This is a genomic window from Arthrobacter sp. Y3222053, from assembly GCF_059092805.1.
Genome location: NZ_JBNHIA010000003.1, coordinates 603,064 through 626,051 on the forward strand (window position 1 = coordinate 603,064; position 22,988 = coordinate 626,051).

At 60.5% G+C, this 22,988-nt stretch carries 14 protein-coding genes and 1 pseudogene; 9 read left to right on the forward strand and 6 right to left on the reverse strand.

Translation table 11 applies throughout. The features are described from left to right. The first annotated feature begins 297 nt into the window (after positions 1 to 297). Entirely contained in the window at positions 298 to 1,509 is a 1,212-nt protein-coding gene (locus AC5RUW_RS10860; RefSeq protein ID WP_494160810.1) for an IS110 family RNA-guided transposase, read from the forward strand. 42 nt (positions 1,510 to 1,551) lie between these two features. Here the strand turns inward: AC5RUW_RS10860 and AC5RUW_RS10865 are convergent, their stop codons facing one another. The 3 genes from AC5RUW_RS10865 to AC5RUW_RS10875 form a co-directional block, all read right to left on the reverse strand. Next, the gene (locus AC5RUW_RS10865; protein ID WP_494160710.1) at positions 1,552 to 1,809 is read right to left on the reverse strand and encodes a hypothetical protein; all 258 of its coding nucleotides are present in this window, start codon (positions 1,807 to 1,809) and stop codon (positions 1,552 to 1,554) included. A 632-nt stretch (positions 1,810 to 2,441) separates the two neighbouring features. Then, complete coding sequence (locus tag AC5RUW_RS10870) at positions 2,442 to 4,553, reverse strand: FAD-dependent oxidoreductase (RefSeq protein WP_494160711.1); 2,112 nt, start codon at positions 4,551 to 4,553, stop codon at positions 2,442 to 2,444. A gap of 57 nt (positions 4,554 to 4,610) precedes the next feature. After that, complete coding sequence (locus AC5RUW_RS10875; RefSeq protein WP_494160712.1) at positions 4,611 to 5,591, reverse strand: D-2-hydroxyacid dehydrogenase; 981 nt, start codon at positions 5,589 to 5,591, stop codon at positions 4,611 to 4,613. Between the two features lie 474 nt (positions 5,592 to 6,065). On the opposite strand from AC5RUW_RS10875, the gene AC5RUW_RS10880 reads away from it, so the two are divergent. From AC5RUW_RS10880 to AC5RUW_RS10895, 4 genes are all read left to right on the forward strand, one after another. Next, entirely contained in the window at positions 6,066 to 6,875 is an 810-nt protein-coding gene (locus AC5RUW_RS10880; RefSeq protein WP_494160713.1) for a hypothetical protein, read from the forward strand. A gap of 269 nt (positions 6,876 to 7,144) precedes the next feature. Continuing rightward, positions 7,145 to 8,713, forward strand: a complete 1,569-nt coding sequence (locus AC5RUW_RS10885) for a type I restriction-modification system subunit M (protein ID WP_494160714.1) — start codon at positions 7,145 to 7,147, stop codon at positions 8,711 to 8,713. Continuing rightward, a complete protein-coding gene (locus tag AC5RUW_RS10890) occupies positions 8,710 to 9,918 on the forward strand; it encodes a restriction endonuclease subunit S (RefSeq protein WP_494160715.1) in 1,209 nt (402 codons plus the stop codon). The genes AC5RUW_RS10885 and AC5RUW_RS10890 overlap by 4 nt, the downstream gene beginning before the upstream one ends. Next, entirely contained in the window at positions 9,915 to 12,962 is a 3,048-nt protein-coding gene (locus tag AC5RUW_RS10895; protein WP_494160716.1) for a type I restriction endonuclease subunit R, read from the forward strand. The genes AC5RUW_RS10890 and AC5RUW_RS10895 overlap by 4 nt, the downstream gene beginning before the upstream one ends. Before the next feature lie 631 nt (positions 12,963 to 13,593). On the opposite strand, the gene AC5RUW_RS10900 is transcribed toward AC5RUW_RS10895, so the two are convergent. Continuing rightward, positions 13,594 to 14,514 (reverse strand): hypothetical protein, encoded by a 921-nt coding sequence (locus AC5RUW_RS10900; protein WP_494160717.1) that lies wholly within the window; start codon positions 14,512 to 14,514, stop codon positions 13,594 to 13,596. A 449-nt stretch (positions 14,515 to 14,963) separates the two neighbouring features. Continuing rightward, entirely contained in the window at positions 14,964 to 18,101 is a 3,138-nt protein-coding gene (locus AC5RUW_RS10905; RefSeq protein ID WP_494160718.1) for a DEAD/DEAH box helicase, read from the reverse strand. A gap of 263 nt (positions 18,102 to 18,364) precedes the next feature. On the opposite strand from AC5RUW_RS10905, the gene AC5RUW_RS10910 reads away from it, so the two are divergent. The 4 genes and pseudogenes from AC5RUW_RS10910 (at position 18,365) to AC5RUW_RS10925 (ending at position 22,537) form a co-directional block, all read left to right on the forward strand. Continuing rightward, positions 18,365 to 18,979 carry a DUF7255 family protein gene (locus AC5RUW_RS10910; protein WP_494160719.1) on the forward strand — a complete coding sequence of 205 codons (615 nt, stop codon included), beginning with the start codon at positions 18,365 to 18,367 and terminating at the stop codon, positions 18,977 to 18,979. Positions 18,980 to 19,214: 235 nt separating this feature from the next. Next, positions 19,215 to 20,364: pseudogene (locus tag AC5RUW_RS10915) on the forward strand (IS110 family RNA-guided transposase); the annotation flags it as partial. A gap of 487 nt (positions 20,365 to 20,851) precedes the next feature. Then, the gene (locus AC5RUW_RS10920) at positions 20,852 to 21,325 is read left to right on the forward strand and encodes a DUF4145 domain-containing protein (protein ID WP_494160720.1); all 474 of its coding nucleotides are present in this window, start codon (positions 20,852 to 20,854) and stop codon (positions 21,323 to 21,325) included. Positions 21,326 to 21,856: 531 nt separating this feature from the next. Further along, positions 21,857 to 22,537, forward strand: a complete 681-nt coding sequence (locus tag AC5RUW_RS10925) for a hypothetical protein (RefSeq protein WP_494160721.1) — start codon at positions 21,857 to 21,859, stop codon at positions 22,535 to 22,537. A 47-nt stretch (positions 22,538 to 22,584) separates the two neighbouring features. Here AC5RUW_RS10925 and AC5RUW_RS10930 read toward each other — a convergent pair whose 3' ends face one another. Further along, complete coding sequence (locus tag AC5RUW_RS10930; protein ID WP_494160722.1) at positions 22,585 to 22,950, reverse strand: hypothetical protein; 366 nt, start codon at positions 22,948 to 22,950, stop codon at positions 22,585 to 22,587. Positions 22,951 to 22,988 lie beyond the last annotated feature (38 nt).

Consider the following 22,988-nt stretch of genomic DNA (forward strand, 5'->3'; position numbering starts at 1 on the left):
ACACGGTTGCCTGCGCTGGCGGTCCCTCCCCGCCGTCGTTCCCCGGTCTTCCCCCCCGTTACCTTTTTCGTAGCCCGTTTCCTGTTGCAGGATGTGGGCGTGTTGGCCGGTCGGTTCCGGCATGGTTTTTGCCCCCAGTCATCCATGATCCGGGGGGTGTTGCCACCGGAACCGGCTTGGCGGCCGGTGGATCGCTAATAGAGGCACGACCCAACGGTTCTTCGTAACGTGGATGCGACTTCCTGCCGCCCGGACCAGCCAACGCGTCAGTCTCAGCACACGCTACCGGGGGTAATCATGATCTTGGAGCACGAGAGTATCGCCGTTTTCCTTGGCCTGGACGTCGGCAAGACCGGCCACCACGCAGTGGCGTTGAACCGGGTCGGGAAGAAGCTGTACGACAAGGGCCTGCCGCAAGACGAAGCTAAGATCCGGGAGATCATCACCGGGCTCGCTTCCCATGGGAAGGTCCTGGTTGTCGTGGATCAGCCCGCCACCATTGGTGCGCTGCCCGTCGCGGTCGCTCAGGTCGCCGGCGCTGCCGTCGGGTATCTGCCGGGACTGGCGATGCGCCGGATCGCGGACCTGCACCCCGGCCAGGCAAAAACGGATGCCCGGGACGCGGCCATCATCGCCGAAGCCGCCCGGTGCATGCCGCATACGCTGCGGTCGGTGGAACTGGACGATGAAACTCTGGCCGAGCTCGGGGTGCTCTGCGGTTTCGATGATGACCTCGCCGCTCAGATCACCGCAACGTCCAACCGGATCCGCGGACTGCTCACCCAGATCCATCCCGCCCTGGAGCGGGCACTGGGCCCGCACTTGGACCACCCGGCTGTCGCGGACCTGCTCACCCGGTATTCGACCCCGCAGGCCTTGAAGGCCGCAGGGCGCGGGCACGTCAAAGCACGGTTGAAGAAACATGCACCCCGGGCTGCTGAACGGCTCACCGACGCGATATTTGCTGCCCTCGAACAGCAGACGGTCGTGGTCGTGGGCACCGGTGCTGCCGGGATCGTGCTGCCGAAACTGGCCGAGCAGCTCCTGGCGCTGCGCCGGCAACGCGAGGAGATTGCCACCCAGGTCGAAGCTCTCGTGGAGGCCCACCCTCTTCACTCGGTCCTGACCTCGATGCCCGGCATCGGCGTCAGGACCTGCGCACGTATCCTCACCGAAGTCACTGGCAAACACTTCGCTTCCGCCGCCCATTTGGCTTCCTACGCCGGGATCGCGCCGGTGACCCGCCGTTCCGGAACCTCCATCCGCGGTGAGCATTCGAGCCGGCGGGGCAACAAGAAACTCAAACGAGCCCTGTTCCTCTCGGCCTTCGCCGCCCTGCATCATCCACCGTCCAGGGCGTACTACGACCGCAAGCGTGCCGAGGGCAAACGCCACAACCAAGCCATTATTGCCCTGGCCCGGCGGCGTTCCGACGTCCTCTTCGCCATGCTCCGCGATGGCACCCTTTATGAAGATCCGGCACCTAAGAATCTGCCCTCAGCCGCTTGACGAAAACCATAGAGGCACCCCCCATCCCGCCTGCAGGCGCGGTCAGCTGGCCTCGAAGGACCGACGGGTGAGCTCCTCGACGGCTGCCCAGGGCGACTCGGCGGTGACCCTCAGCTCCAGGTCGCCGGTGCCGAAGTGGCCGATAGCACGCACGTCGCGGGTGAAGCCGTCCTGCAGCGTGACGGTGTCCGGATTGACCCGCAGATAGACCAGCAGGTTCCGGCTCACCGGATGGACCTCCACACAGGCAAAGTTCTTCAGCCGGCGGTAGGCGAAGTACAGGGCCCGCTCGTTTTTCACGACGTCGTCCCCCCAGGGACTGGGCGAACGCGTCGAACCGGTCGAAGAGTGCCGTCAGTTCCGGGTCCGCCTGCTCCAGCAGGTCGGCTGCGCTCTTTCCAGTCCGCTTGCGGGTCTTGTCCGCGGTGTCGGCCGGGGCTGCCGGCGGCTGCGGCGCGGCTTTACGGGCCGACGACGGCGACGGCTGGGTGGTCACCGTGGTGACCAGCTCGATGGCCAACAGGGAGCCACCGAAGTCGAGGTAGCGGACCAGCTCGATGTTGCGGTTGATCTGCCGGACCGCGTGCTCGTCGTAGCGGGTGAAGTCGTGCGCCACGCAGATCAGTCGCGGTCCGGACCAGTCGATGCTTCTCGCTGCGTCCGGACCGAAGCGGTCCGAGACCAGGTTCTTGAATTCGGCTTTGTGGTCGAGCAGCCAGTCCAGGTAGTAGAGCCCCTGGTTGATGACGTTCTCGTTGGTCGAGCGCTTGTACTCGAAGATGACCGGGAAGCCGTTTTCGTCCAGCCCGAGCGAATCAATCCGCCCCCGTTGCACGTGGCCGGTGGAGTATTCTCTCGCGCCTTCCAAGGCGAGGTGCACGTCGGGCCGCCCGCCAGCGGCGGACGGCCCGAAGCATGTAATTGCGCGGCAGCTAAACCGCCGTCGTCACCTTCCACGAGGAGTGAATGGCGCCGTGGATGTAGTTCACCGCGCCGGCGTCGCCGACGACGTCGCAGCTGATGCCCGCCTCCCGCAGCTCGTCCGCGAGCGGGGCGGCCGACGTCGTGCCGTCCGCGTAGACCACCATCGCGGCCGGGGCGGTGAAGGTCTGCTCCCCCACCGTCCATTCCACGGACTTCTCGGTGATGCGGGTGATCGTGGCGTTGCGGTGGATGTCCACGCCGTGGCTGGTGGCGTCCTTGACCGCGGTCCAGCGCCGCGGCATGGCCAGCGGCAGGCCCAGCTGCTGCTTTTCGTGCAGCAGGGTGACGCGGCGGCCGCGTTCGGCGAGGAACTCGGCCAGCTCCAGGCCGACCAGGGAGCCGCCGATCACCACCACGTCCTTGCCCATGGGCAGCCAGAACTTGGTGAACTGGCGGACGAACTCCGGGCTCTTGGTGACCCCGGAGAGCCGGCCGAGCCTGCCCAGGGTGCTGAGCACGGCGCCGGCCTCCTCGGCGGTGGCGGTGCCGAGCATCATGGCGCGCAGCGTGTCGCCGGTCTGCACGATGGGCAGGTCCCCGCCGGGGAAGTCCGGCTTGGGCCGCACGGCGCCGGTGGCCACGATGACGTGGTCCGGGTTCAGCGCACGGATGGTCTCGACGGTGGCGGGGGTGTTCAGCTTCACCGCGATTCGCAGCCGCTTGATTTCGGCCTTGAACCAGCGCAGCAGCCGCTCGTTGTCGGGGGTGGTCATGGTGGAGAACCACATGGTGCCGCCGAGCCGGTCGGACTTGTCCAGCACGGTGACCCGGTGCCCGCGTTCGGTGAGCACCCGCGCTGATTCCAGCCCGGCCGGGCCGGCGCCGACGACGACCACGTGCTTGGCGGCCGACGCCGGTTTCAGCGGCAGCAGCGCCTCGTTGCCGAGTGCCGGGTTCACGGCGCAGAACGGGGTGTCGTCGAAGAAGTTCTCCGCCACGCACAGGTAGCAGTTGATGCAGGGCCGCACCTCGGCGAACCGGCCTTCGCGCAGCTTGTTCGGCAGCTCCGGGTCGGCCAGCAGCTGCCGGCCCATGGCGGCGAAGTCGATCTGCCCGGCGGCGAGCGCCTTCTCGGAGATTTCCGGGAGCATGCGCCCGACGGCGATCACCGGGACATTCACGGCCTTTTTGATCGCGGCGGCGTTGTCCAGGTAGGCGCCGACCTTGTTCGGCAGCGGCCCGTCGGTGAAGTTGTCGAACGGGTTCCGGCCCCAGCCGGTGACGTGGATGGCATCTGCGCCGGCCTGCTCGAACAGCTTGGAGGCTTCGATGGCCTCCTCGAGGATGAGTCCGCCGTCCTGCCCGTATTCCTGTCCGGCGACGCGGACCAGGATCGCCAACCGGTCCCCGACCCGGTCCTTGACGGCGCGGATGACCTCGCAGGCCAGCCGGGCCCGATTGGCCAGGGAGCCGCCGTATTCGTCGGTGCGCTGGTTGTCCCGCTGGTTCAGGAACACGCCGAGGATGTAGCCGTGCGCGGCGTGGATCTCGATGGCGTCGGCGCCGGCCTTGGCGATCCGTTCGGCGGCGTCGGCCCAGGTGTTCACCAGCCAGGCGATGTCCTCGGCCGTCATGTCCTTGTAGGTGGTCTGCTTGCCGGCGGTGGCGGCGCCCATCTTGCCCAGTTCCTCGCGGGTGCTGTCGGCCAGGGCGGACATGTCGTAGCTGTAGTCCGGCTGGTTCGGGGCGAGCACGGGGCGGTCGTTGGCGACGTCGACGCGGGCCACCTTGCCGTGGTGGGTGGACTGGATGCAGAGCCTGCTGCCGGCGGCGTGCACGGCGTCGGCGAGGGCCTTCAGGCCGGGGATGTACTTGTCATCGGACAGGCCCGGCTCCTTCATGGACGCGGCGCCGTAGGGGAAGGCGATGGCGCAGGCGCCGGTGATGATCAGGCCGGCGCCACCCTTGGCGCGGGCGACGTAGTGGTCGATCTCGGTCTGTTCGATCTCTCCGTGCTCGGAGACGTTCATGTCCATGGCCGGCAGGACGATGCGGTTGGGGGTTTCCATCGGGCCGATGCGGCCGGCGGCCATCAGCCGGGGAAAGGTCTTGGTGTTCACATTTCGTAATTTACTCCTCGGTTTCGCCGCAAGCTAAACCGGAAGTGGTTGCTTAAATCACGCGGACTGGCTACCCGAGGGCACGAAACCGAGCCGCTTGTCCACCACGTTGACCAGCGGCTGCCCGGCGAGGTAGCGGCGCAGGTTGTCCTCGAACTGGGCGGCCATCGCCGGCAGGTGGGTCTGCGAGTCGCCGGACAGGTGCGGGGTGATCAGCACGTTCTCCAGGGTCCAGAGCGGGTCCGACGCCGGCAGCGGCTCCGGGTGCGTGACGTCCAGGACGGCGCCGGCGATGGCCCGGTTCTGCAGGGCCTCGGTGAGGGCGGCCTGGTCCGCGAGCTGGCCGCGGCCCATGTTCATTAGCACCGCCGTCGGGCGCATCGCGGCGAGGACCCCGGCGCTGAGCATGCCGCGGGTGGCCTCGGTGAGCGGGGCGGCGAGGACGATGTAGTCGTAGTTCCCGGCGACGGCGGCGAAGTCGGTGCTGGCGTGGACGGTGTCGAAGTCGGCGTCGCCGGGACGGGCGGTGCGGCCGAGCCCGTCGGCGGTGATGCCGACGGCGCGCAGCAGCCGGGCGGTGGTGCGGCCGATGCTGCCGGTGCCGGCGATCAGGGCGCGGGTGCCGGCGAGGTTGCCGGTGCGGAAGTACTCCCAGCGGCGGTCCTGCTGGTTGCGCCGGGCCTGCGGGATGTTCTTGGTGAAGTGCAGGATGCCGGTGAGGGCGTATTCGGCCATGGCCTGATCGAAGATGCCGCGGGCGTTGGTGACGGTGACGTCGGAGGCGACCAGTTCCGGAAAGAGCAGCTTATCGACGCCGGCGGCCGGGACGTGGATCCAGCGCAGTGAGTCGGCGGCGGGCCAGGCCTGGCGGAGTCCGTCGGCGAAGTAGTCCCAGAGGTAGAGGATCTCGGCGCCGTGCAGGGCTGCGGGGAGCTCGGCGGGGTCGGTGATGACGCGGACGTCGGCAAGGTCCTGGAGAGTATCGAGTCCGACGACGGGGCGGGAGGCAGCAAGAACAGCGAGGGAGGCGCGGGTCATGTGTTCAGCCTAGACAGCGGCTTCACTTCAATGGACAGGAACCCCGGTGGAGGCTCCAACTGTTGCCGGAGCCCTCCCAGGAAACCGCAGGGATCTGCCAGCCGCAGGCACGATACCGAGGCATTCGTCGCAACTCGGCTGGCGCCACGCCGCTGGTCCAAAGGCGGGGCCAAATGTAAAGTGGACATCAACTCGCTATAACGCTGTGTCGCACTTCCAACGTGAGACGAGAGGATCAAATGGCGTCGTGTAGACACGTCATCGTCATGTTTGACGGATCAGTGCGAGATTCCGCATCTCCGCCCCTTCGGCGCAGCCTACTTCGGTCCTTCGTGAAGGCCTGTAGTCTAGATCCGGCCTAAGACGCCTCGACACAGGAGAGCACCTCAATGGCAACGCCCGCTAGACAAAGGCAGCACACCCCCCGTCCCAGTGGGCGTTGTGCGATCGGTGTCGTCCCGGGAAAGAATCAAAATGCGGCTGTCTGACTTGCTTTCAAAGGTTCCTGACTCCAATTCTGCTGAGGTGGAGGGGTTCCTCGATGGCCGCCCCTTGCCATGGGGAAAGCATAAAAAAATTAGGGTTGGCAAGATCTACCACAACTTCCACTGTAAGGCCTGTGACGCCCAGCGAACATTCGAGTCAGGTGAAGAACTGTATTGCCTCGGGCTAGGAGACCAGCAAGTCAGCATTGATGTCACACTGAAGTGCGCTGCGTGCAAGTCGGCAGTCGAAGTGTGGTACCTCGCTAGGGGCGAAGGCGACATATATGGACGATCGCCGATAGTCCGAATCGACCGCTACACAGAGAATCTGAGGAACGCAGCCGATCGAGTTGGCGATGCAGGCGGACCTTTTTCGGAATTGGTAAAGCGGGCAAAACTCGCCTATGAGGCAGGGCTGGGAGCCGGCTCTATGATTTATCTCCGGAAAATCTTCGAGATGATAACGTCTGAAGTGGCGGAGATCGCAGACATCCCCACCAGGGGACCAAAGGGCCGGCCCCGACCTTTCAAGCAGATACTTCAGGAGGTTAACGAAGACAGAAATATTATTCCTCAGCGCTTTTCCAGCGACGGATACAAACTGTTCGGAGAGCTCAGCGAGGTCATCCATGGTCATTCTAATGAAGATGAAGCACTCAAGAAATTCGAGCCTTGTCTTCAGCTTGTTCTAGGCGTAGTGGATGAAGTATACCGCGATAACATCTTCGCCAGGGCGATAGACGAACTTGGGTGGAACAAGGATGACATCAACAGAGTGGCAAAGGAAGCCACGAGCTAACCGTCCGTGCCAGTCGTTTCGCTAGTCTCACTGCTCGACTGCAGGAGAGAACCAGTCCAAACACTAGATGATGCTCACATCCCGGTGTGACGATTGACCCACAGGATTCATTAAGAACCCAAAGCAGCTCGAGGGTTCAACGCCACAAGCACGTCTCCCAGGCTTCCGGCAGCGCGTCGCTGTGTCTCTATGACGGACGCTCGCCGATATCATAGACGGGGTGGCTCTTTGGCCGCCTCACCGATTCGCTACACAGGAGCCACCAGGTCATGAGTCCCACCAAAGAAGTGCAGCGCGCGGAGCTTCACAAGACAATCTGGCGTGTCGCCAATGATCTTCGCGGTTCGGTGGATGGATGGGACTTCAAGAGCTACGTCCTTGGCATGCTGTTCTACCGATTTATTTCTGAGAACCTCACGGCCTACATCAATGAAGGTGAAAAAGCAGCAGGAGACCCAGATTTCGACTATGCTTCTTTGCCCGATGATCAGGCTGAAGTTGGCCGACGGGTCACCGTTCAGGACAAGGGCTTCTTCATCTTGCCTTCGGAGCTTTTCCAGAATGTGCGCAAGCGCGCTGCGCGCGACGAGCACCTGAACGAAACTCTGGCGAGCATATTCAAGAATATCGAAGGTTCCGCCATCGGATTTGACAGCGAGTACGACCTGAAAGGTCTCTTTGACGACCTGGACGTGAACAGCTCCAAGTTGGGTAGCACCGTCGCCAAACGTAATGAGAAGCTGGTCGGACTCATCAATGCTATCGGAGACTTAGGGCTTGGAGCCTTCGAGGATCACTCAATTGATCTCTTCGGAGACGCCTACGAGTACCTCATGCAAATGTACGCCTCTAGTGCTGGCAAGTCAGGCGGCGAGTACTACACTCCGCAGGAAGTCTCCGAGCTCCTGGCCCGAATCACTGTCGTCGGCAAGACCCAGGTCAATAAGGTCTACGACCCCGCCGTCGGGTCGGGGTCACTACTCCTGAAGTTCGATAAAGTTCTGGGCAGAGGCAACGTTCGCCAAGGGTTCTACGGCCAAGAAATCAATTTGACCACCTATAACCTGGCCCGGATTAACATGTTCCTGCATGACATTAACTACGACAAGTTCAACCTCGCCCATGGAGATACGCTTCTGGATCCCGCACATTGGGACGATGAACCATTTGAGGCTATAGTCTCAAACCCTCCCTATTCGATTCGTTGGGAGGGGGACGCGAACCCGTTGCTGATTAACGACCCTCGCTTCGCACCAGCGGGAGTACTCGCCCCGAAGTCAAAAGCCGATCTGGCGTTCACTATGCACATCTTGTCGTGGCTCGCCGTTAACGGCACGGCTGCGATTGTAGAGTTTCCGGGTGTTCTTTACCGTGGCGGTGCGGAAGCGAAGATTCGCAAATATCTTGTTGATAATAATTATGTTGACGCCGTGATACAGTTACCGCCGGACTTGTTTTTCGGTACCAGTATAGCGACGTGCATCATCGTACTGAAGAAGTCCAAAACAGATAACTCCGTTTTGTTCATTAACGCGTCTGAGGAATGTGTCCGAGCGGGCAGCAAGAATAAGCTGTCTGACCTCAACAGTCAGAAAATCCTAAACTGTTTTGTCGCCCGTGAAGTCGTCCAGAACTTCAGCAACCTTGTCCCTAACGAGGCAATCGCAGACAATTCCTATAACATGGGAGTGACCTCCTACGTCGACTCACAACAGGATCAAGACTCCATCAACATAGCCGAGCTGAACACAGAGATCGATGAAATCGTAACGCGCCAACAGGCACTGCGAACCCAAGTCGACGAGATCGTTCGATCGCTCGGAAGCTTGGAACGATGAACCCGGCGATTGAAATGCCCGCGATGGCGCGGGAGGAGGCACGAGAAGTATACCTCGCTGAGCTAACGCATGAGTCCACGGTTCGGAATATCCGGAATGAGATATCCGAAGTCAGAAGCGTCACCAATAGCCGGGGTCTCATTCGGACATCGGATTTCTTCGGCAACACACGAACAAGCGCCGACACCAGGAATTATAAGGTAGTCCGGCCTGGAATGTTCGCCTATAATCCTTCTCGCGTAAATGTTGGATCCATCGGATGGCTGGACGAAGCGGAACCGGTCATAGTTAGTCCGATGTACGTCGTCTTTGGAATAGATACCACAAGAATAATCCCTGAGTTCCTAAGCCTGTTCCTTGCTTCGAGATCTGGACGGAACGAAATCGAAGGAAGAACAGAGGTGGGGGCGCGCTTTCGGCTCACCTATGAGTCTATCTCTCAAATCCGCATCCCTCTGCCCACTATAGACACCCAGCGCAGAATCGTATACCTTCTGTCTAAATTTACTGATCTGAAAGTAGAGCTGAAAGCTGAGCTGGAAGCGAGGCGTCGCCAGCTTGCATATTACCGCGAGCTACTTATTACGAAGCTTGATCCTGCTGAAACTCGATGGGCACCAATGTCGGAGGTAGGTGACTTTGTCCGCGGTCGGCGTTTTATAAAAACGGATTACGCACCTACAGGAATTCCCTCTATACACTACGGCGAAATATACACTTCTTATGGCACAACTGCTGCATCCACCATCAGTTATCTACGCGATGACATGGCCTCACAGCTTCGTTTTGCGCAACCCTCGGACGTCATAATTGCTGCCGTTGGCGAGACGGCAGAGGATGTAGGGAAAGGCCTGGCTTGGTTAGGCAGTCATGCTGTGGCAATTCACGATGATTGCTTTCTATACCGCCATACCATGGACGCAAAGTTCGTTTCTTATTTTTTGCAAACGACGGCCTATCATACGCAAAAAATCAAGCACGTGACCCAGGCTAAGGTGAAACGCCTCTCGAAGGACGGTCTGGGTAAGGTGCTTATTCCTGTTCCATCTGTGGGGGAGCAAAAGCGTATCACCAGCCTTCTTGATAGGTTCGATGCCCTGGTTTTCGATGTGAACTCCGGTATCCCCGCGGAGCTTTCTGCTCGCCGGAGGCAATACGAGTACTACCGCGATAGGCTGCTGTCATTCGAGAAGGAATCCGCATGAGGGGCGAAATTTGTCGGCAGTATGACCCGGTAGCAGTTTCGAATGAGAGCACGGTAGTCGCCGAGCACGTTCCGGATACGAATCTCAATCGAGGGCATCAGTCTGAAGCAGAGCTTGAAAGTGAGCTGATTCGGGCCTTGACGTCCCAGTCCTACGAATATCTGGCCATCACGTCGGAGGAACAACTCATTGCCAATCTCCGCAAGCAGCTGGAAGCGCTAAACCACTTCAAGTTCTCGGACAGCGAATGGAAGCGGTTCTTCATTGAGCGTCTCGCAGGTGCAAACGAGAGTATGGAGGAGAAGGCTGTACGGGTCCATGAGGATCACATCCAGCTACTGACGCGGGACGACGGCTCAATGAAAAACGTCGTCCTAATTGATAAAAAGAGTATTCATAACAATCTGTTGCAGGTTATTAACCAGTACGAGGCAACCCCGGGTGGCTCTGGCGGAAACTACTCCAATCGATATGACGTGACGGTTCTCGTAAACGGGCTTCCAATGATCCACGTCGAGCTCAAGCGCAGGGGGGTGGACATCCGCGAGGCCTTTAACCAGATTGACCGTTATCAACGCGATAGTTTCTGGGCGGGCTCCGGCCTTTTCGAGTATGTACAGCTTTTTGTCATATCCAACGGCACGTTGACGAAGTACTACTCCAACACCACACGCCGTCAGCACGTCAGCGAGGCGGCGACTGCTAAGCGTGTCCGTAAGACCTCGAACTCCTTCGAGTTCACCTCCTGGTGGGCGGACGCGCAGAACAACCCCATCAAAGACCTGACGGCCTTCGCCAAGACCTTCTTCGCAAAGCATACGATTCTGAATGTGTTGACGAAATACTGTGTGCTGACTGCAGACCGTATGCTTCTGGTGATGCGCCCTTACCAGATCGTTGCGGCTGAACGGATCCTCCGTAAAATCGAGATTTCCACGAACTACAAACAGCTTGGGTCAAGGAAGGCCGGCGGGTACGTCTGGCACACTACCGGTTCAGGAAAGACGCTCACCTCTTTCAAAGCCGCACAACTGGCATCCGGACTGCTCGGAGTTAGCAAGGTACTGTTTGTCGTCGACCGCAAAGATCTCGACTATCAGACGATGCGTGAGTACGACCGATTCGAGAAGGGCGCGGCGAACTCCAACACGTCGACGGCCATACTTAGGAAGCAGCTCGAGGACCCCGGCGCCCGAATCATCATCACGACTATCCAGAAGCTCTCCACTTTCATCAACGCCAACAAGGGCCATGCCATCTACGGCGGCCACGTGGTTATCATCTTCGATGAGTGCCACCGATCCCAGTTTGGTGACATGCACACCGCCATCACGAAGGCCTTCAAGCGGTACAACCTCTTCGGCTTCACGGGGACACCGATCTTTGCGGAAAATGCCGGCAGCGGTGGAAATCCGAAGTTACGGACAACTGAGCAGGCGTTCGGTGAAAAGCTGCACACCTACACCATCGTGGATGCCATCACGGACAAGAACGTGCTGCCGTTCCGTATCGACTACGTGAACACCGTCAGGGTCGGATTTGTGGCTGACAAGCAGGTCTCAGCCATCGACACCGAAGCCGCACTGCTTGCCCCGGAACGCGTCCGGAAAATCGTCGAATACACGCTCGAACGTTTTGACCAAAAAACTAAGCGCGCCGAGGCCTATACCTTGGGCGAAAAGCGGGTTCGAGGCTTCAACGCGCTCTTCGCGACGGCGTCGATTCCTGCGGCGCAGCGCTACTATCAGGAGTTCCGGACCCAGCAAGAGGATCTTCCGTCGGACCGGAAGCTGAAGGTCGGCCTGATCTACTCGTATGGTGTGAACGATGCCGTTGAAGAAGGGGCGCTCGACGAAGAGGAATTCGATACCGGTGCGTTGAGCAGTGATGCCCGTTCGTTCCTGGAAGACGCCATTGCGGACTACAACGCCATGTTCGGCACCTCGTTCGACACCAGTGCCGACCGCTTCCAGAACTACTACAAGGACCTGTCCCTGCGCCTGAAGCAACGGGAGATCGACCTCGTCATCGTCGTCAACATGTTCCTCACGGGCTTCGATGCGACCACGCTGAACACGCTCTTCGCGGACAAGAACCTTCGCGCGCACGGACTCATCCAAGCCTTTTCACGGACCAACCGCATCCTCAACTCGGTAAAAACGTACGGCAACATCGTCTCCTTCCGGGATCTGGAAGAGCAGACGAACGACGCCATCGCCCTCTTCGGCAACAAGGACGCCCGCGGCGTCGTCCTGCTGAAGCCGTACGCCGAGTACTACTCCGAGTACCAGGGAAAGGTGGACGAGCTCCTCACCGCTTATCCACTCGGTACGCCGATCGTTGGTGAGGCCGCCCAGAAGGAGTTCATCGCCCTGTTCGGCGCCGTCCTCCGCCTGCAGAACATCCTGACCTCGTTCGACGACTTCATTGGCAACGAGATCCTGACCGACCGGCAGGGCCAGGATTATCGCAGCGTGTACCTGGACCTGTACGCGGAGTTCCGCAAGGAAAAGACTGCTGACAAGGAGCAGATCAACGACGACGTTGTCTTCGAAATCGAACTGATCAAACAGGTCGAAATCAATGTCGACTACATCCTGATGCTTGTCCAGAAGTACCGCGAGCAGCGCGGAGACGGTGAGGACAAGGAGATCCGGGCCGAGATCACCCGGGCCGTCGATGCCAGCCCGACCCTCCGTAACAAGAAGGACCTGGTGGAAGCCTTTATCGACCGCGTCTCCGTCACTGGGGAAGTCGACGAAGAGTGGCGGGCTTTTATCGGAGAGCGCCGCGAAAGTGAGCTGGAGAAGATCATCGAGGCGGAGAACCTGCGTCCCGCGGCCACTCGTGCGTTCGTCGACATGGCCTTCACCGATGGGAGCATTCAGGTGGCCGGCCCGGCGCTCACCCGCGTGCTCCCGCCGGTCTCTCGCTTCTCCGCTGCCGGCGGGTTGGGTGAGAAGAAGCAGCGAGTGGTTGTAAAGCTCGGCGAGTACTTCGAGCGGTTCTTTGGGCTTAGCCCTTCTCATGTCGCTCGCCGGTGATACACAACTGTGCTGTCCCGCCCGGACTATCTCTCGCCCGGAAAATCACGAGTACCGGTGGACCCCCTCAGAGATTAGAAGGGGCTTGCCCGCAATGCCCGAGCCGCCCTAGATGTTTGTTAGAACGGCTGCGACCTAATCGACTCACGGCTAACCGAGCTCGATTGAGGCCACATACATCCTAAGCAGGGCCATAACTACTAACGCAAGCTGGTAACTCAGCAGGGCAGCGCAGACCGCAGTGGCCCAAGGAGCGAGATGATCTCCAGACACTAACGCAGCAAAGGCGCTCCACGCTGTAGAGCAGACGCCGATGATGACCGTCCATATCAAATGCGTCCCATTTTCGATGATTAGATCCTTCCTCTCCACGAATCCGGCAGTTTGGGGAGCTGAAGTGATCTCTATCCTTTTTTCCCAAAAACGCATTGCCATCGTGAATGTGAGACCAGTAATTATTGACGTTGCGGTCAATACAGGCCCCACGGCAACTGTGCTCACTGAAATAGAAAGAAACGCAATGACAACACAGGCGGGGACGAGTAATAGTAGGAACTGCGACCATTTGGCACGGCGATACCATCGCGCATATGTGCGATGCACAAATTGGTCACGGACGACCTCCCAATAACTATGGGCCGTCATAGTAGGTAACATCCCACGGCGTGGTGTTTAGGCCGGCCCACGGCTTAAGATCGGAAGCCTTAGGCAGTTTGGTTCGAGAAGTCAAGCTGTATTGCCCCGCAACATCATCAACGATGCGCTGACACACGCTCAAGAAATCGTCGTCTCCAGGATAACTCGTCAAGGGAATTTGGCGCCCATTGACTGTAGCGCCGTTGATCGGGTAAACGAGCGCGGGTCCATCACCATCGATTTTGAACGTTTTTGGCAGTCCGTCATCCATCTCGACAGTCAGAGATGCTTCCCACCCCTGAGTATCTTTCGGACCTGACACCCCTGCGCCCGGCCCTTCCGTACGCAATACGCCAAACACTTTTCCTGCGTCCAACCGGTCATTACCATTACCATCAACCGTCGTCAGGTCCTTCACGCGCCTTCGAGCTTTAAAGGATAGGTCAATCACTACACGAGGCGCGTTGGCCAAAAATCGACCTGACGCATCCCTTTTTCTCGGAGCTTTGAATATCAGATTCTTGTACGTAGCTGCCCCCAGTGCTTCTAACGTTGTCAAGGGGTCGATGTGGAAGGTCAGCGCGTCGAACTTTTCCCGCAGCACCTGAACTAGTGCATTGCGAACAAACGTCATCACCCCGTAGCGACCGAAGCGTTCGGCAAAAACAATGGCTGAATGCCCGTTTGTAGGAAAATAAATAAGATGCCTAAGTGGTGTGTACTCAGTGTCCCCGACCTGGCGGCTGTATTGAACCCCAGTTCGTTTTCTGACTGTGCTTTGCATCCCCCGCCTCCCGGGCTCGATAGTGACAAGATACGCTTTTCCTGAAACCGCCCTAACGTCGGTCACCAGGAAGTCCTTATTGACGTCCCCCTTTTCTTGGTATGGCTTGGAGCGATTGAGCATGCTGCTCAAGATGTTCCCGATAGCACCTTCAAGGGTGGCACCTTGACCATTTATATTGTGGATCGGTAAGGCAGATGACCCCGAAATTCCCCTCAGGTTAATCTGAATTAGGTAAGGTGCCACTAGATATCGAGTCACTAAACCGGCCCTTTCAATGTGAAAACTGCGTGGTAATGATACGGATGCTCACGCGGAGCTTTGGAAGCTTACACGTCTCTGGCAGGGGTCTCTTTCAACACGCCGACGGCTACCCCTGGGCTATCAGCAGAAGCTAACACTAAAGGGGCGGGATAGGCTCTGTTGCAAAAGACCAAGGTCGTAGCCGGTCTGCGCTCAGACGCTGTTCGCCTCGCAGCCGAGAGACACGGGTCTCGGCTTAGCGGGGGGAGCTTCTGGGGCCTTCACGGGCGCAGAGCGACCGGGCCCAGCATCTACCGAAGTGCAAGTTAGCGGCACTGTCACCGTGCGACAGCACTCGCCTCAACATAGATATCGGCAGGCATCGCCCGGTGCAGCTTCCACGTGATGGCAATCGGCCGAGACCCGGAATGCGACATGTAGTCCATCTCCCCCAGGCACGTGTACGGCATCGTCATTCCGTTCTCGTCCTTCTCCCGGGGACGGGTGAACAGCAGCACCCTCGTCCCGTTGCTGCGCTGGGTGAGGTACCGCCGGCCTGCGACGCTCTCGGGCGCCGTCGCGTTCTGTGATTCCCAATGAAAGACCTCAGGACTCATCGCGTAGTCCTTGTACATGATCGAGGCAGCCCGGTCCTTCGCATCCTTCTCCAGCGTCACGAAGAAGACATCAGTTTCAACCTCCGGACACCAGGCGACGCCCTCCCGGTGAGTCATCCGGCCGCCCAGCTCGAAGTACCCCAACGCAGCGAGCACTTCCTCACGGCGGTAGGTCGCATGGGAATATAGCGGGACCTGCTGCAGGCCGAGCCCGAGCCCGCGCGGCGCGTGCCGGGCGTTCTGAAGTCCCAGGGCAGCGAGCTGCCGGATCTCCGACGCGACCAACGAGTAGCCCCGCAAAACCTGCAGGCCGTCGTCGTAGGAGGCGTGTCCCCCACCATTGGGCCAGATGGCGAAAAACAGCATCCGGGCCATGATCTGCTCCCGCGGGCTGAGCTCTGCGTAGCGGCGCCCCTCAGGGGACACCAAGTCTGCATACGCTTCGGCCCGCTCCGGATCGTCGATGCACAGCATCGAGGTCATCCTGCGCAGCAGCGCCTCCTCGGTGTCACCGTGGGGCAGTGACGGTGAGAGCCCGACGTCGGGCCGGTAGCCGACGTCGATCAGCCCGGCTTCGCGGATCAGTGACGTCCACGAGTCCCCCGTCTTCCGGTACACGTGCGACAGGTCCCGGCCGGACTCACGAAGATAATCCTCCAGCGCCTGCTCGCCGTAGGAGCGAACCTCGGCGACCAATTGCTTCCTGTTCACCCTCAGCTGCTCGCGGATGTTGTCCAGAACAACCTTCTGCGCCACCCGGTCCAGCACGATCTGCGAGCCCGACGGCAGGAACGGGAAACCGTCCTCCACAGCCTTCTCCAGCGCTTTGCGGCGGAACCCGGTCAGGGCTCCGAGCTTGGCGTCGAACCGGAACTCTCGGCGCTGCTGGCCGATGTAGTCCAGCACCGTCAGAACCGCTTTGTCCTTCGCCCGACGGAGCCCTCGGCCCAGCTGCTGGATGAACACCGTCGCGCTCTGTGTGGGCCGGAGCAGCATGATTGTGTCGATCTCGGGCAGGTCCAGGCCTTCATTGAAGAGATCGACGGCGAAGAGGCAGTTCAGCTCCCGGCTGCGCAGCCGGCGCAGCGCTTCGGCCCGTTCGTCCTCGGGGGTATCACCGGAGACTGCCTGGGAAGCGATGCCCGCCCGGTTGAAGACCTCCGCCATGTATTCGGCGTGCTGGACCGACACGCAGAACCCCAGCGCACGCATGTCGCTGGTGGACGTGACCTTGTCTCTGAGTTCGGTGATGACCTTGGCTGCGCGGGCTTCGTTGCCGGTATACAGAGCGTCCAGCTGATTGATGTCGTAGGAGCCGCCGCGTTTCCATTCCACCTGGGTCAGGTCGACGTTGTCGGCCACGCCGAAGTAGTGGAAAGGTACCAGCAGGTCCGCGTCGAGGGCGTCCCAGAGCCGCAGTTCGCCGGCGACCCGGCCGTCGAAGAACTGGTCGGCGACGTTGACGCCGTCGCCGCGTTCCGGCGTCGCGGTCAGGCCGAGCAGTTCCGCCGGCTGCAACCGGTCGAGCAGGCGCCGGTAAATGGGCGCTTCGGCGTGGTGGAACTCGTCGATGACGACGACGTCGAAGTCGTGCGCGGCGAGCTGGTCGGCGTCGAGGGAGGACAGTGACTGGACGCTGGCGAAGACTTGCTTCCACTGTGCCGGTTTGTAGTGGCCGACCAGGAGCTCCCCAAAGGAGCCTCGCTGCATGACGTCGCGGTAGGTCTGCAGGGACTGTTTGAGGATCTCCTGCCGGTGGGCGACGAAGAGCAGGGACAGTTCCCGGCCCGCGGCTTCGCAGAGCCGCTTGTAGTCCAGGGCTGCGATGACAGTTTTGCCGGTGCCGGTAGCGGCGACCAGGAGGTTGCGATGCCGGTCATGGATGGTGCGTTCGGCTTCCAGGTTCTCCAGCATCTCCTGCTGGTGAAGGTACGGCCGGATTTCCAGGCCGGTGGCGCCGTCGGGCCTGGCCCTTTGCCGTCCGCCGTTGCGGAGCAAGGCGGCATCCAGCCGGTCGCCGTCGACGGCGGGGTCGTAGGGCTGGAAGGCCGGCTGCTGCCAATAGCTGTCGAAGGTGATGCCGAACTTTTGCAGCAGTTCCGGTGTGCCGACGGCGGAGAGTTTGACGTTCCACTCGAGGCCGTCCAGCATGGCCGGTGCGCTGAGGTTGGAGCTGCCGACGTAGGCGGTGTCGAACCCGGTGGCGCGATGGAACATCCAGGCTTTGGCGTGGAGCCGGGTGGCGTGGGTTTCGTAGTTGATCCGCACCTCGGCCCCGTACTTCACGACCAACTCGTCAATGGCGCGCCGTTCCGTGGCACCCATGTAGGTGCTCGTGATGACCCGGAGAGCAACGCCGCGCTCCCGCAGGTCCTCGAGAGCAGGTTCGAGGAGCCGGAGGCCGGTCCAGCGAATGAACGCACAGAGCAGGTCGACCCGGTCTGCTGACCCCATTTCTGCGCGGATCTCGGCTGCCAGGTTGGGGTCGTCCTTGCCGTTGGTCAGCAGTGCTGATTTGCGCAGCGGGGTGGTCGGCCGGCGCAGCTGACGCCGTTTGAGCGTGTCTGTGGGAAAAGCGGATAGGAGCTGGTGCGGACCGGGCTGAACGGTGTCCGCCGAGAGCTGTTGCAGGATGCTGTTGGTGAGAGAAACGCGGTCCTCGGGCTTCGCTTCGGCCAGTACTTCGCGGACTCGGTTTGCGACATGCTCCGCGAGCAGAGCCGGAGATTCGTCCTCGGAGACTGATTCGAACACTGTCTGCAGCGTCGGATGCAGGTCCAGCTGGTCCTGGAGTTGTTGAGTGTGCAGCGTTTCGTACAGGCCGTGGATCGGGCCGCCGTGTCCCCCAGGTTTGTTCACCCGTTCAGAGTACTGTTCCAGTGAAACCTTTTGACTAACTGTCCCTGACGCAGCCAATCGTGTCGAGTCTTGTCGAAACGCGTCCCTTTAGCTAGAACAGAACTGCAGCGCTGTGCGGGCTGGACTAGGAGATCGTGGTTCGCCTCGTGCGTGACCACTTTAGCCATGTTATTCCAGCCCAGCCTTGTTTCGCCACAGTCTATGTCCTTTTCCAGGGATAGGTTCCTGTCAAATGTCGACCGGCTTTGGGCTAACGTGGGCGCATGGGAAAAAGTGAACACAACCTCGGGGTTCTGCTACAGGAAATGGGATATCGGCCAACCCAAAAACCTGCCGCTGCCTCAGTGGCGCAGCTGAGTAGCGCTTCGAAAGCACTGTTCGACAGCCTCTTCGTGACTCTTGGTGGCGTCCGGGAACGAGTGCCCGCCCGTTGCGGTGCGTGGGACATTGCGCTTCAGGGGGGCTTGCTGATCGAGTTTGACGAGCAAGCGCACTTCAACCGATATCGTGCCGCGACTTTGGAGGGGCCTGCACCCGAGATGCCCTGGACGAAGGCATATCTCGGTTACTGTGCGGACTACGAATCCCGCTGCCAGAGCTACGGAGGTTTCTGGCAGAATCCTAGCTCGAGAGCAATGTTCGGCGGAGCGGACCCAAACGGGCTCCACGACCGGCACGGCTCGCCCCGCTGGAAGCAGCGCGCCCTCTACGATGCTCTTCGAGATTTGTGGGCTCAAGAGAGTCCCCACTGGCGCATGGTCCGCCTGTCGGTTTATGACGAAATCGAAGGAATCCTGCTGGGAGACATCGTGAGGAGTTTGCGGGCCCCGAACAAAGAGGCCCTTGGCGAACTCATCCAGTCCCGCACCGCTGATTAGCCGTTCTGGAGCGAGTCAAATCCGCAAGCAACCCGTCCGAACTCCCGCCCCTCCCTGGCTTGCCCTCCCTGGCTTGAAGGCATACTAAGGGGACGTGGCTGAACCCTCACCGCCGCCCGCATCAACCAATCCCTGGTCCGACCTAGCGACCCCGACACCAGGACGACGGCCGCCCTCTCTTCATTCAGGGATTACGGACGTTCTTCATCCCTCGAGAAGCAACATGGTCGACAACGACAAAGCGCTGCCGCAGGACGAAACTAAAGTCCGGGTCGTCCTCACCAAACTCGCCGGCCATGGGAAGGTCCTGGTCATCGTGGATCAGCCCGCGACGATAGGCGCGCTGCCCTTCGCGGTCGCTCAGGCCGCCCGAGCAGCGGTGGGGTATCTGCCCGGGTTGGCGATGCGCCGGATCGCGGACCTGCACCCGGGGCAGGCCAAACCGACGCCCGGGACGCGGCCATCATCGCCGAAGCCGCCCGGTCCATGCCGCATACGCTGCGGTCGGTGGAACTGGACGATAAAACCCTGGCCGAGCTCCGCACTCGAAGCGGATGGTGGTCCGGGAACGGAACGAGCCCTCCGCCAGGTCCGGGGCGGTGGACAGGTCCAGCTCGACGATCACCGCCACCTCCAACCGGATCCGCGGACTGCTCACCCAGATCCATCCCGCCCTGGATCGGGCACTGGGCCCGCACCTGGACTACCCGGCGGTGGCAGACCTGATCACCCGGTATCCAACCCCGCAGGCGTTGAAGACCGCCGGCCGCGGACACGTCAGAGCCCGGTTGAAGAAACACGCACCAAGGGCTGCCGATCGCCTCACCGAAGCTATTTTCAACGCACTCGGTGAACAGACGGTCGTGGTCGTGGGCACCGGCGCGGCCGGCATCGTGCTGCCCAAGCTTGCCGAGCAGCTCCTGGCGCTGCGCCGGCAACGAGACGAGATCGCCTCCCAGGTCGAAGCTCTCGTGGAGGCCCACCCTCTTCACGAGGTCCTGACCTCGATGCCCGGCATCGGCGTCAGGACCTGCGCACGAATCCTCACCGAAGTCACCGGCTAACACTTCGCCTCCGCCGCCCATTTGGCCTCCTACGCCGGAATCGCACCGCTCACCCGCCGCTCCGGAACCTCCATACGCGGCGAGCATCCGAGCTGGCGCGGCAACAACAAACTCAAACGAGCCCTGTTCCTCTCAGCCTTCACCGCCCTGCATCATCCACCGTCCAGGGCGTATTATGACCGCAAACGTGCGGAAGGTAAACGCCACAACCAAGCCATTATTGCCCTGGCCCGGCGCCGTTCTGATGTCCTGTTCGCCATGCTCCGCGATGGCACACTTTATGAAGACCCGGCACCTAAGAACCTGCCGTCGGCGGCTTGACGAAAACCATAGAGGCACCCCCTAATTCCTGGGGCTGCCCAAAGCTCGGACAGTTCCGTGACGCTGCGCCGCTCAGCCAGAGCAAGGACCACCAGTATGGACGCGCCAGGCATCTCGTCATCCAGCCCGGGCGCGGGCTGCACCATCCGCAGGTGCTTTCGCCGTATGGCAGAATCACGCTATGTCGTCAGTTCTTCGCTCGCCGTCCTATAAGTCAGCCAGTTTCAACTGCCCCCGCTGCTCCGCCCTTGCCGGCCAGGAATGGTTTGATCTGTATGGGAGAGGCGAGGGGGCGAGCTCGCAGCTCGAGGAATTGGCGGATGCTGTCAGTTTTTCTTGGGGATCTGGGCGACCTGGACAGCAGCCCACTTGGGCGGCCAGCCGGTGTTTCTCCTGTAATAATAATTCCATTTGGCTGGGTCAAAACCTCGTTTATCCGGACCCCACAGGAGAATCGAGCGGCCCCCTCACTGTCCCTCATGAGGACATGCCCGCTGACGCTGCGGAATTGTTCCGGGAAGCAGTGGCAGTGCTTCCTTTTTCACGTAGGGCCGCCGCTGCACTGTGCCGAGCATCCCTAGAGCGGCTTGTGAAATCCTTGGATCACGAGTGTCCCCCACGCACCCGGCTGGATGAGCGGCTGATTCGTCTGGAGACTCGAGTTTCGTCGCCCACCATGCAGCTGCTCAACGTTCTCCGGCACGTGGGTAACACTGCGCTTCATGGCAGTCAGGACGATGATGCGACGGCAACCATTTATGCGGACGAGGATAACGAAACGATCGCCGAGACCTTTTTTCTTGCGATCAACAACTTGGTTGATGAACTCATCACCCGTCCTCTCAGGACCGAAGCCCTGTATGGCACTCTGCCAGAGACTGTGCGGGAAGCCTATGAGGCGAAGCTGAAGAAGCAGGCGGGTGGAAACCGGTCGGCGCCCCACCTGCACCGCTCGTCATAGCTGCTCCCCAAAGAACGGGTTGGAAGGTTCTTACCGCCGGCAGAGTGGGCTGCCGTCTGTCTCGACGCCCGAAATAAGTCATAGATCCCTACGCGCAAACCTTCTTATGCGGACCGGTGGCTGAGGCCCAATTATCGATGTTTCGCATCCTCGGATGGAGGCCAGCACCGTTGCGCCAGTAGGCCAGCGCTCCAGCACGAACCTGAACACTTTCACAGGGCTGGGTCGCTTTAAGAACCTGAACGGGTCCGGCCAGGCATAGATGCCCTGGCCAGTGATGGGGTGTGATCGATGTTCTGCTTCCCCAGCTACGACTCGGCGGTCCTGGTCGCCGGTAGCCCTCGACGTGGAATTTGTCTGCCCGTCCTATTTCAGGGGGCCTGACCCTGAGAGGAATGGCCCGACCCTGTCCTCCCTCTTGTGGATGGGGCAGGACTGGAGGCTGGTTGCTCAGCAAGCCCAGGTTCCCTATCCTGAGAGCTCGATTCGTTCGGGGGATGGAAGACGTTGGCAGCTAATGCAGATTCTGACGTGGAGAAGTATGCCGAAATCTGCACTGTGGCCGTCACGCATGTAACCGCTGGCCGTGCCGGTAATGAAGCGGAGATTTCCGAGACGGTTCTACGCACCCTTAGGCGCATGGGTTATCAGGCTGACGTGGGCCCCATCAACGGCTTTGGGGCCGGGGCAGTTGGAGTGTCCGACGTACCGGTAGATGGCCTCATCACGCTAGTTCGTTGGGTGAGCCGATGGATCTCGGAACGTCTCGAGGCAAAGCGGCAGCGCGAACTCGACGCGCTGCTTCCCGAGTGCGTCGTCCAGTTAGTTCTGACTGCCAACGATGGCACCCCCTATGGGGAACCTAACCTCGCGGCAGGGCTCTTCGCCATACTGCCGACAGTTCTTGCCGACCTGCAGGCGGCGGACTACCGCCGACGGTACTCTTTCATGATCTACTCAAGCGCTCCTGAATACCTGCAAGTGACGATGAATCTAAGCGATGCCAACATGCGGAACAAGGACCTGCTCAAGATAACGAGGGCATGCATGAAGAAACCCAAGATGGCGCACGGCCCAACGGGAGCAACCCTGAACCTGTCGTTTGTTAAGAACCACTGGTGGCTGCCGAAGAAACTGAGAAGCGACGCCACTGCCGCCTATCCGGGCGAACCCTTGATCGGCCAGCGAAAGCATCGTCATCCCCAGGGCTAGTACAGCTTCGCCAGCCTACGCCCTCATGGCGTCCCGGCAGTGACTCCTCAACGCCTCTCGCTCCGGTCCATCTTCGGCCTCGCCTTGCTCTCCTTATTGAAGCGGTCCGTTCCTAGTGCGCCCGACTCCATGAGGACTGAGGATTTTTTGAATCCACCCACAAGTGAACTCGCCACCAGCCTTTCGCGTTTCCCCTTGTAGTGATACAGGATGGCTCCAACCAACGTGACCGTGTAGGAGCCTGCCAAGAGCGCGGCGGCTCCCATTAGTGTCGGGTCAGTGAGGAGTGCATCTCCCGCACCCCCGGGGATGAACCGCCTCACCACTGCAGCCAGGAAGACAATGGAAGCCCCGAAGATGAACCAATTTCTGCGTGCCCCAAGGCGGAGTACTCGAAGCGCAACGAGGTCCAATGTGAGAACTTTCTGCGCATACTTACGAATCGGGCTAC

What these genes read in the sequence shown, in the direction of transcription:
- AC5RUW_RS10860 (WP_494160810.1), top strand. Translation starts at nt 298, where the DNA reads ATGATCTTGGAGCACGAGAGTATCGCCGTTTTCCTTGGCCTGGACGTC.
- AC5RUW_RS10875 (WP_494160712.1), bottom strand. Translation starts at nt 5,591, where the DNA reads ATGACCCGCGCCTCCCTCGCTGTTCTTGCTGCCTCCCGCCCCGTCGTC.
- AC5RUW_RS10880 (WP_494160713.1), top strand. Translation starts at nt 6,066, where the DNA reads ATGCGGCTGTCTGACTTGCTTTCAAAGGTTCCTGACTCCAATTCTGCT.
- AC5RUW_RS10885 (WP_494160714.1), top strand. Translation starts at nt 7,145, where the DNA reads ATGAGTCCCACCAAAGAAGTGCAGCGCGCGGAGCTTCACAAGACAATC.
- AC5RUW_RS10890 (WP_494160715.1), top strand. Translation starts at nt 8,710, where the DNA reads ATGAACCCGGCGATTGAAATGCCCGCGATGGCGCGGGAGGAGGCACGA.
- AC5RUW_RS10895 (WP_494160716.1), top strand. Translation starts at nt 9,915, where the DNA reads ATGAGGGGCGAAATTTGTCGGCAGTATGACCCGGTAGCAGTTTCGAAT.
- AC5RUW_RS10910 (WP_494160719.1), top strand. Translation starts at nt 18,365, where the DNA reads ATGGGAAAAAGTGAACACAACCTCGGGGTTCTGCTACAGGAAATGGGA.
- AC5RUW_RS10920 (WP_494160720.1), top strand. Translation starts at nt 20,852, where the DNA reads ATGCCCGCTGACGCTGCGGAATTGTTCCGGGAAGCAGTGGCAGTGCTT.